Source organism: Paenibacillus sp. LHD-38 (genome assembly GCF_031157315.1).
In the GTDB taxonomy this organism is placed as follows: Bacteria; Bacillota; Bacilli; order Paenibacillales; family Paenibacillaceae; genus Pristimantibacillus.
This window is the reverse complement of record NZ_JAVIFU010000097.1, coordinates 1-8025: the sequence shown is the minus strand read 5'-3', so window position 1 is coordinate 8025 and position 8025 is coordinate 1. Positions and strand designations below refer to the sequence as shown.

The 8025-nt window shown below is 44.5% G+C and carries 10 protein-coding genes; 5 read left to right on the top strand and 5 right to left on the bottom strand.

Annotation, left to right across the window (positions count from 1 at the left end):
• Window positions 1–120: 120 nt before the first annotated feature.
• Genes RCO25_RS33920 through RCO25_RS33910 form a run of 3 tightly spaced genes read left to right on the top strand, consistent with a single transcriptional unit; the run spans window position 121 to window position 1667 of the window.
• A complete protein-coding gene (locus tag RCO25_RS33920) occupies window positions 121–306 on the top strand; it encodes a hypothetical protein (protein WP_309000457.1) in 186 nt (61 codons plus the stop codon).
• Between the two features lie 3 nt (window positions 307–309).
• The gene (locus RCO25_RS33915) at window positions 310–1512 is read left to right on the top strand and encodes a Ger(x)C family spore germination protein (RefSeq protein ID WP_309000456.1); all 1203 of its coding nucleotides are present in this window, start codon (window positions 310–312) and stop codon (window positions 1510–1512) included.
• Entirely contained in the window at window positions 1509–1667 is a 159-nt protein-coding gene (locus RCO25_RS33910) for a hypothetical protein (RefSeq protein ID WP_309000455.1), read from the top strand. The genes RCO25_RS33915 and RCO25_RS33910 overlap by 4 nt, the downstream gene beginning before the upstream one ends.
• A gap of 42 nt (window positions 1668–1709) precedes the next feature.
• Here RCO25_RS33910 and RCO25_RS33905 read toward each other — a convergent pair whose 3' ends face one another.
• From RCO25_RS33905 to RCO25_RS33895, 3 genes are all read right to left on the bottom strand, one after another.
• Complete coding sequence (locus RCO25_RS33905; RefSeq protein ID WP_309000454.1) at window positions 1710–3632, bottom strand: glycosyl hydrolase family 18 protein; 1923 nt, start codon at window positions 3630–3632, stop codon at window positions 1710–1712.
• A 187-nt stretch (window positions 3633–3819) separates the two neighbouring features.
• Window positions 3820–4101 carry a YxcD family protein gene (locus RCO25_RS33900; protein ID WP_309000453.1) on the bottom strand — a complete coding sequence of 94 codons (282 nt, stop codon included), beginning with the start codon at window positions 4099–4101 and terminating at the stop codon, window positions 3820–3822.
• Window positions 4102–4103: 2 nt separating this feature from the next.
• Window positions 4104–4520 (bottom strand): hypothetical protein, encoded by a 417-nt coding sequence (locus tag RCO25_RS33895; protein WP_309000452.1) that lies wholly within the window; start codon window positions 4518–4520, stop codon window positions 4104–4106.
• Between the two features lie 191 nt (window positions 4521–4711).
• Between RCO25_RS33895 and RCO25_RS33890 the strand changes: the two genes are divergently transcribed.
• Window positions 4712–5245 (top strand): DUF309 domain-containing protein, encoded by a 534-nt coding sequence (locus RCO25_RS33890; protein WP_309000451.1) that lies wholly within the window; start codon window positions 4712–4714, stop codon window positions 5243–5245.
• A 32-nt stretch (window positions 5246–5277) separates the two neighbouring features.
• Here the strand turns inward: RCO25_RS33890 and RCO25_RS33885 are convergent, their stop codons facing one another.
• Together RCO25_RS33885 and RCO25_RS33880 are read right to left on the bottom strand one after the other, a co-directional pair.
• On the bottom strand, window positions 5278–5844 hold the full coding sequence (locus RCO25_RS33885; protein WP_309000450.1) for a beta-class carbonic anhydrase: 567 nt from the start codon (window positions 5842–5844) through the stop codon (window positions 5278–5280).
• Complete coding sequence (locus RCO25_RS33880; protein WP_309000449.1) at window positions 5841–6173, bottom strand: iron-sulfur cluster biosynthesis family protein; 333 nt, start codon at window positions 6171–6173, stop codon at window positions 5841–5843. The genes RCO25_RS33885 and RCO25_RS33880 overlap by 4 nt, the downstream gene beginning before the upstream one ends.
• A gap of 151 nt (window positions 6174–6324) precedes the next feature.
• Here RCO25_RS33880 and RCO25_RS33875 point away from each other — a divergent pair, with 151 nt between their 5' ends.
• Window positions 6325–7839: a carboxypeptidase M32 gene (locus tag RCO25_RS33875; RefSeq protein ID WP_309000448.1), complete on the top strand. Its 1515-nt coding sequence runs from the start codon at window positions 6325–6327 to the stop codon at window positions 7837–7839.
• Window positions 7840–8025 lie beyond the last annotated feature (186 nt).

The window sequence follows — 8025 nt, the reverse complement described above, 5'->3', positions numbered from 1 at the left end:
GGAGGACCTCCAGTACAACCTTCGTCTTAAACTCTGAGGTATATCGGTTCCGTTTTTCCATTGCTTCATTATAACTTATTTTTCTTCCTCCCGTGTCTCAACCTATGGGAGCATTATAATATGATCAAGCTGGATAAGAAAAAGGTGTTATATATAGTCAGTCCGATCATCTTTTTAGTTTCGATGATGCCGCAAAATATCGTTCAACTTGCGGCTTTAGGGATGCTTGTCAGCCTATTGGGTCTTGTTACCGCGATGATTATTCCGGGAATATTATTGCTTATAGCCAAAATACGCGGGGTGTAACGAGTGCGAAGAAAAATGATGCTTTTCCTTTGTTTATCCGTGACCTGCATTTTCCTTTCGGGCTGTTGGGATAGAATCGAGCTGGAGCAGCGTGGTTTTGTAATTGGAGTTGCGATTGACGAAGGGTCTGAACCCGCAGATCCCGAGTACAAAGGCAGCGCGCAAACTTTTAAGGTAACCTTCCAGGTTGTCATTCCAGCAGGATTAAAGCAGATGAGCCAGCAGGGCGGCACGCTGTCGGGGCAAACCTATTTCAACGTGTCTTTCGAAGGAAAAAGCATGCAGGCGATTATTGCTAAGATGTCAACGCAAACGAGCCGTATGCCTTTCTTTGAACATCTAAAACTGATTGTAGTGTCAGAGAAGGTTGCCAAGACAAAATATGGGTTTGCAAATGTACTGGACTTTTTCCTGAGGAATAATGACGCTCGTAGAAACGTTTCGATCATGATTGCTAAAGGCGCTGCGAGTAAAGTTTTTGAAATTACTCCGGAAGGCGAGAAAGGACCGGTTATGTTCATTCAATCGATTTCTAAACATAAACAAAGCATCAGCATGGTGGCTGAAACAAGGATTGGAGATATTCATGAGTATTTGCTGAAAAATGAAAGCTTCGATCTTGAAAAAGTAACCGCGGTGAACAAGGATGTATCGCTTATTGGAGCAGCCGTCATGGATGCCAATAAAAATAATTTGGTTGGTTTCTTGAACGAGACGGAGACACAAGGTCTTAATCTAATAAAGCCCAAAATTAACGGGGGAGCTCTGGAGGTCAAAATGGGCGATAGTTTGGTTGTATTTGAAATTGAGCGTATTGAAAGAAAAATTCAAGCAGATACAACTGAACTCAAGCCCATTCGATTTCATATCCATGTTTCCATCGAGGGAAGAATTTCAGAAACCTTTGAACGAATCGATTTCCTTGAACAGGACCCGATAGATGAGATTCAGAAGAAAGTCAAGGAGGAGGTTGTGAGCATCATTCAAAAAACAATTTCGAAAACGCAGAATGAGTATAAAAAAGATGTTTTGGGCATGGGGGCATATTTGAAGCAAAATAAACCGAAAGTATGGAATAAAGTAAAAAACAATTGGGATACGGAAACGAATTATTTTTCCAAGAGCGAAATTTCGGTTACCTCCACAGTGAAAATAAGAAGGATTGGTTCCGTGAACAAAACAGAGAAAAGGAATGATGGGCAGTGAATATCGATTTGAACATTGGTGCGATACCTTCGGGATTAAGCTTCTTTTGCGCGCTGCTGACGGTTTGTATTCCGGTGGTTATCAGTTTGATTCATGCAAAGCTGCATAAGCTGGGAGATCCGCCTTGGAAAAAGAATTCGGATCCTGATCAGTAAAACAATCCCCCAATCTTATGGATAAAGATTGGGGGAAGCTATTTACTTCATTCGCAGCATCATGGTCCACAAAGATGAACTTTCATAGCCAAGCCGCCAGGCCGCAACACCTGCCAGATCATAGGCTTTGGCAATATCAATGCGTGCTTTTACCGTGCTTTCGGTTTCCGCCCAGAACAGATAGGTGTAACCGTCCTTGACGTACTTATACTTCATTTGTCCGGATACAGGGTCCAGCACCCCATGAGCATTCGTCTCGGCAATCAGCTTAGGAACCTCTTTCATAAAAATGGCGCGATTCCCAACCAGCTTATTCATACTGTCCAACTTCCATTCCCTTACGTAGAACGGAATGCCAAGCATAAGCTTATTTCGAGGAATGCCATAGCTTAAAAATTGTTTTACGCCTTCTTCAACCCAATGCAGCCCAGCGACTGAACCAGGGGTTTCGCTGCCGCTCCAATGCTCGTCATAAGCCATAATGATGACGGTATCCACTACTGTTGCTAATGCGGCATGATCATAGGCTGTCAAGTGGTTCCAGCTCAAGCTGCCGCGGGGCAAGTCGATGGATATTTGCAGCCCTTTGGCATGAACGGCTTTTGCGAGTGCAGTTACAAAGGTTGTATATGCCTTTCGATCGCTGCCGGCCACCTCTTCAAAGTCAAGGTTGATGCCAGCTACGCCGAGCTGTGCCAGCTTTGAAGTGAGATTATTAATAAACGTCAGCTGAGCGGATGTGTTTTTTAGAAACTCCGTCGTCATTTTCCTGTTAAATTGGTTGTGAACAAGAGGCATGACTTTTATCCCCTGCGCTTTAAAGGTATTCGCTACCGTTTGATCTGAAGTATCGGTCAGCTTTCCATCAGCGGATGCGAGCTCAAACCAAGTAGGGGAATCAATGGATAAGCCTTGTGTATTTGCAACCTGATTGATAACGGTAGAGCTTGTCGCGCTTCCATTCCAAGCCAAATAGATAAGTTTTTTTGTATTGCCCCAGATTTTACGTCCTTCGATCGTCCTTACGGTACTGTTGGAATAGCCCTTCGCAAAAGCAATCGCGCTGCTTATTGCATTAAAGGATCTAATCTTCTTTTCTCCCTGATAGACAGCTAAATACGGAATGCCAGACCAATAAACATAGCCTTTGTATATAACTTCAGTATTCGACGTTTTCTTAGCCAGCTGAACAGCCTTATCCAAGCTTATGAAGGAATGCAGCGTAACGCCATTTTGCATAACCAAATAGGCAGGAACGTTGGAATGAACGATTTTTCCGTTTGCCGTGTTGCGAACCTCGCTTCCTGGAATGGCATTGGATGCTTGTATGGCATCGTATAGGAAGGAGTAAATAGGTTGATCCTGAGCAGGATTACCATTCACAGTGATTTGGTATACGGGAGTTGCCTTTCGCTGGGCTGTTTTTTGAGCAAAGGTAAGATTGCTCCATACCCAAGTGTTCGTCGATAAATCGATAACGTGCGCGTTACCCCATTTTTTGGCTTCTTGCTTGGCGGCTGCAAGGGTAAGGAAGGACCAATTCGTTCTGGTATTCTCTCCTTGATAAAGCCTGAATTTGGCATAAGACTGATAGACCCAGCCAATGTTTTCTAGATCGCGAATATGTACGTTGGTTAATGTCTTTGCTGCGGATAAGGCTTTAGCATAAGTGGTAAATTCCCATTTTGGGTTCGTTTGGCCATTCTGATAAACCTTGTAACGGGGAAAGTTGTCCCACACCCATGCGCGATTGGCAATTTTCTCGACATGGCTGTAGCCAAATTTTCCTGCATAAGTGATAGCTTGCGTTTCAGTTGCAAATTCACGAAGCGCTTGGTCATTCTGATAGACACGAAACTTCGTCATTTGCGCTGCTGCTGCTGCATCTGCAATTCCACTAACAGACGTCATTAGGGTTTGGCAGAACAATAGCAGCAGCAGAGCCGTACTCATTCTTTTTCTCATCTGAAGCTGTATTCACTCCTCTCTAGTCAAGTGGTTAGACGCATGAGGAAGAGGGAGGTTGCTCGAAAGCTATGAAAATATCTCTAGTAATTAATGGAAATGGGATGGGTAGACTTATATAGCCATAAAAAAAAGCATCCCAGAGCTTCTTATCGTCACGATAAGGTCAGCTGTAGGATGCATTTTTCTATTCTTCAGTTATATCTGCCCAAAATTCTTCATCTGCATCTAAAGTTATATTGGAGCGAAAAACACGCCGGTTGTATTGTTTATATATATATTGCTCGATGGCTTCGAGGATATTAGCTTCAATAATGTATTGGCTGCGTCCATTGACCCAAACCTCGGCCGTATAGCCGTATTCTTCTTCCCAGGAGAGCTGCACTTCAACGTCTGTAGGGCTTACTCCTCTGCGGTCGGCCATATTAAGGCAGATCGCGTTAATAATTTCATCCGTATAAATGCGCACGGTTAGTAAGGTCTCCGTCGGTCTGGCGGGTTACGTTTGCTGCGCAGATAAACGAATGCTACCCTTATGAGCATGATAACTGCAAAGATAGCGAGCAGGTTAATCATAAGACCTAGAATATTGCCAAAAGCACCCCATCCGGCAAATAAGCTGCCGAACATCAAGCCTGCCAAGCCGCCGATCATTAACCCCTTCATCAAGCTGCCGCCGCTAAAAAATCCAGGTTTTGTTGTGCCGGCAGTCGTGCCTGCTTTTGTTCCCGGGTTAGTCTGGCTGACGTTTTCTGATTTTTTAGGGTTTTGCGTAACGCTTTGTTTTGGAGATTTTATTCCGCCGCGCGGTTTTGCATCGGCATATTGACCGAAACCTAAAGTGAAGAATAGCGCGAATGCCAGCATGACCATGAATCCCTTTTTCATCTGTCTGTTCTCCTCCTGATATCTTTGTTATTTCCATTGCTATAGAAATAGAATACGGCTAATATAAACAAAGGTTTCATTTCTTCCTATAGGATTGGTTTAAATGTATGAAAGTATAAGCGACATATGCTAATATTTTTAATAATATGGAATACGACAGAAAGCTATTTGAAAAAGGTAAGGAGGCTCATATGCAATTATTTCCCAAAGCTTATATTGATTATCTGGTGGAGTTCCATGCTTCTAGAGATTATTTCGAATGCCATGAGCTGCTTGAGGAGTATTGGAAGGAGCATCCTGAAGATCCGCTCTCGCTGACATGGGTTGGCCTTATTCAGCTAGCAGTCGGCCTCTATCATGAGCGCAGAGGCAATCGACGTGGTGCGGAGAAGATGCTTGTACAAGCGGAACGGAAGTTGTTTATGGCACCGCTGGCTGAGCTAGGCATCAAGAAAGACAGTCTCGTTGAGCAATTGAAGTTAAGAATTACCTCCTTGCAGACGGGAGAGGACAGGTTGTATAGCGACATCGATTTCCTAATCATTAATGATGAGGTTGCTGCTTTATGCAAGCAGGCATGCGAGCAGCGGGGGTTAAAATGGGGAACGCCAAGCCCGCTCCATGATGAATCGATCATTCATAGGCACACGAAGCGGGACCGATCCGAAGTGATATTAGCCAGAATGGAAGCTTATGCAGCAAAAAAACGAGAGCGTGAAGGGTAGTTTTTACACCCGTTACGCTCTCGTTTTTGTTGTCAGGCTTGTTTGTAAGCATCATCTACAAGCTCTAGTTCACCCGTTTCTGAATCGATAATCAATCCATGGACCAGAATATTCATTGGCAGCAGGGGATGGTTGCGAATAATACTAACACTGTTTATTACGCTGTCCCGCACGTTATCGAAGCCGGTAAGCCAGCGCATTAAATTTAGACCAGAATGCTTCAAAGTTGTGATCGTCTCGCTTGATACGCCCCGCTCTTCCATATGCTGAATGATCAGCTCGGGATTGATTCCCGTCATGCCGCAATTACTATGCCCGATAACAAATACTTCGTCAGCTTGCAGCTCATATAAAGCAACCAGGATACTCCGCATAATATTTCCGAAGGGCTGAGTAACGATTGCACCTGCATTTTTAATTATTTTGGCATCGCCATTTTTGAGGTTCATCGCTTTGGGAAGCATTTCGGTCAGTCTTGTATCCATACAGGTGACAATGACCATCCGTTTATTTGGATATTTACTCGTTGAATATTTCTCATACTCACGATTTTCTACGAATTGTTTATTGTAGGATAAAATATCATCTATTTTGTTCATACGACACTTCCCTCAGTTAAGAAGCGAAGGTTTGATGTGTAAATTTGATTGTCGCTTTTTAGAGTAAAGGTATTGCGCGCCGGATCGTAATCGACACGAAGCATCGGTTCATAATAAATCTCATGACGGGGCTCATAATAGAAAGGCAAAGGATCGCCTTGCGCAAGCTTATCGTCCACAGAGGGTTCGTTTATGAGTTGAAGAGTCGGAACACCGCTGACGACACATCCGCAGCCTTCCATATCATGAAGCAGCTTAAGGTGTGTGATTCCGTCATTTAAATAGGGAGATAGCCGATCGGTTGCAGCTTTCGAAAAAGTAATATGCATATTGATTTCCTCGCTTTCTCTCTATTGCACAGTATGACTAGCAGGTTTAAGATGATTATAAGGATTGAATTAATCAAGATCAAGTGAAGTTCCAATGAAGGCTCAATTGAAGAGTAGGATTTATCCAGGAAATGAGAAAGGTGGAATAACGATGACAGCTAATCAAAATGAAGCTTTGCAAGGCTTTAAGGAAACGATCCGTAAAATAAAAAGCTATGAGGAAGCACTTGGTGTCCTCTATTGGGATTTGCGTACGGGCGCTCCCCGCAAAGGAATGGATAATCGTTCCGAGGTAATCGGGGCTTTATCCGCTGACCAGTTCAAGCTTGCCACCTCGCCTGAGCTAGGGGACTTAATCTCCACTTTAGAGGATAAGACCGTATTTTCAAATCTAACCGAAATTGAACAGCGCTTAGTTTCCGAGACCCGCAAGGAGTATGACCGAAGCGTAAAAATTCCACCGAAGCTTTATCAAGAATACGTGGTGCTTGCCTCTCAATCTGAATCGAAGTGGGAGGAAGCGAAGGAGAACAATGACTATGCGGGATTTCAACCGTATTTAGAGAAGGTTATTCAATACACGAACCAATTTATCGATCTATGGGGACCTAAAGCGACTCGGTATGATACACTGCTTGACCAATACGAGCCGGGAATGACGGTTGGGGAATTGGATCAGGTTTTTGGCGGCTTACGCTCGCAGTTAGTTCCGCTTGCAGCAGCAATCGCGAATTCGCCTCATCAGCCAGATACTTCGTTTCTTAAGCAAAACTATGACAAGTCCGCTCAAAAAGCATTCAGTTTATACATATTAGAGCAAATGGGTTACAACTTCGAAGCCGGACGGCTGGATGAAAGCGCGCATCCGTTCGCTACAGGTCTCAGCCCAGGTGACGTTCGCATTACCACACGATATTTGGAAAACGATGTAACGAGTGCTTTGTTTGGCACGATACATGAGGGCGGTCATGCACTGTATGAACAAAATATTATGGAAGAGTTGATTGGCACGACCCTTTGTACTGGAACATCAATGGGCATCCATGAGTCGCAATCCCGTTTCTGGGAAAATGTAATCGGCCGCAGCAGGCCGTTCTGGAATCGTTATTTCGGCGAGCTTCAAAAACGATTCCCTGGGCAGCTTGACGTCAGCGTTGATCATTTTTACCGCGGTAACAATGTCGTACAACCCTCGCTGATCCGAATTGAAGCAGATGAGCTTACTTATAATTTGCATATCATTATTCGCTACGAGATGGAGAAGCTTATATTTAATGGCGGGGCCAAAGCAGCGGATTTGCCAGCGATTTGGAATGATAAATACAAGGAGTATTTAGGCGTTACGCCGCCAAATGATGCAGAGGGCGTGCTTCAGGACGTACATTGGTCAGGCGGGGCATTCGGCTACTTCCCGTCCTACTCCCTCGGTAATATGTATGCGGCACAAATCGCTGACACAATGGAGCGGGAGCTGGAGGGCTTCTGGACAAATGTCGGAGAAGGCAACCTGCTGCCGATCAAGCAATGGCTGACTGAACGCATTTACAAATACGGCAAGCTAAGAACGCCTTCTGAGCTCATTCAGAGCGTGACAGGCAAACCGCTGGACCCGCAGTATTTGGTCACTTATTTAACGAATAAATACACAGATATCTATAAGCTGTAGCTAGAAGCAGTTCAGTTCATACGAAAAGAAGGCTGTCCCATCGTCAAAGGACGATGGCCGACAGCCTTCTTGTGCGCTTGGCAGCGCAATCGACTAGGGAGTGAAAGTCTCCAGTACACTGCGAGGTGGCGGAAGTACATAGCTGACGCATAGTGCTAGTCCGTGAGGATAGGTGCGGAGGATGCG

What these genes read in the sequence shown, in the direction of transcription:
- RCO25_RS33890 (WP_309000451.1), top strand. Translation starts at nt 4,712, where the DNA reads ATGCAATTATTTCCCAAAGCTTATATTGATTATCTGGTGGAGTTCCAT.
- RCO25_RS33875 (WP_309000448.1), top strand. Translation starts at nt 6,325, where the DNA reads ATGACAGCTAATCAAAATGAAGCTTTGCAAGGCTTTAAGGAAACGATC.
- RCO25_RS33880 (WP_309000449.1), bottom strand. Translation starts at nt 6,173, where the DNA reads ATGCATATTACTTTTTCGAAAGCTGCAACCGATCGGCTATCTCCCTAT.
- RCO25_RS33905 (WP_309000454.1), bottom strand. Translation starts at nt 3,632, where the DNA reads ATGAGAAAAAGAATGAGTACGGCTCTGCTGCTGCTATTGTTCTGCCAA.
- RCO25_RS33885 (WP_309000450.1), bottom strand. Translation starts at nt 5,844, where the DNA reads ATGAACAAAATAGATGATATTTTATCCTACAATAAACAATTCGTAGAA.
- RCO25_RS33920 (WP_309000457.1), top strand. Translation starts at nt 121, where the DNA reads ATGATCAAGCTGGATAAGAAAAAGGTGTTATATATAGTCAGTCCGATC.
- RCO25_RS33895 (WP_309000452.1), bottom strand. Translation starts at nt 4,520, where the DNA reads ATGAAAAAGGGATTCATGGTCATGCTGGCATTCGCGCTATTCTTCACT.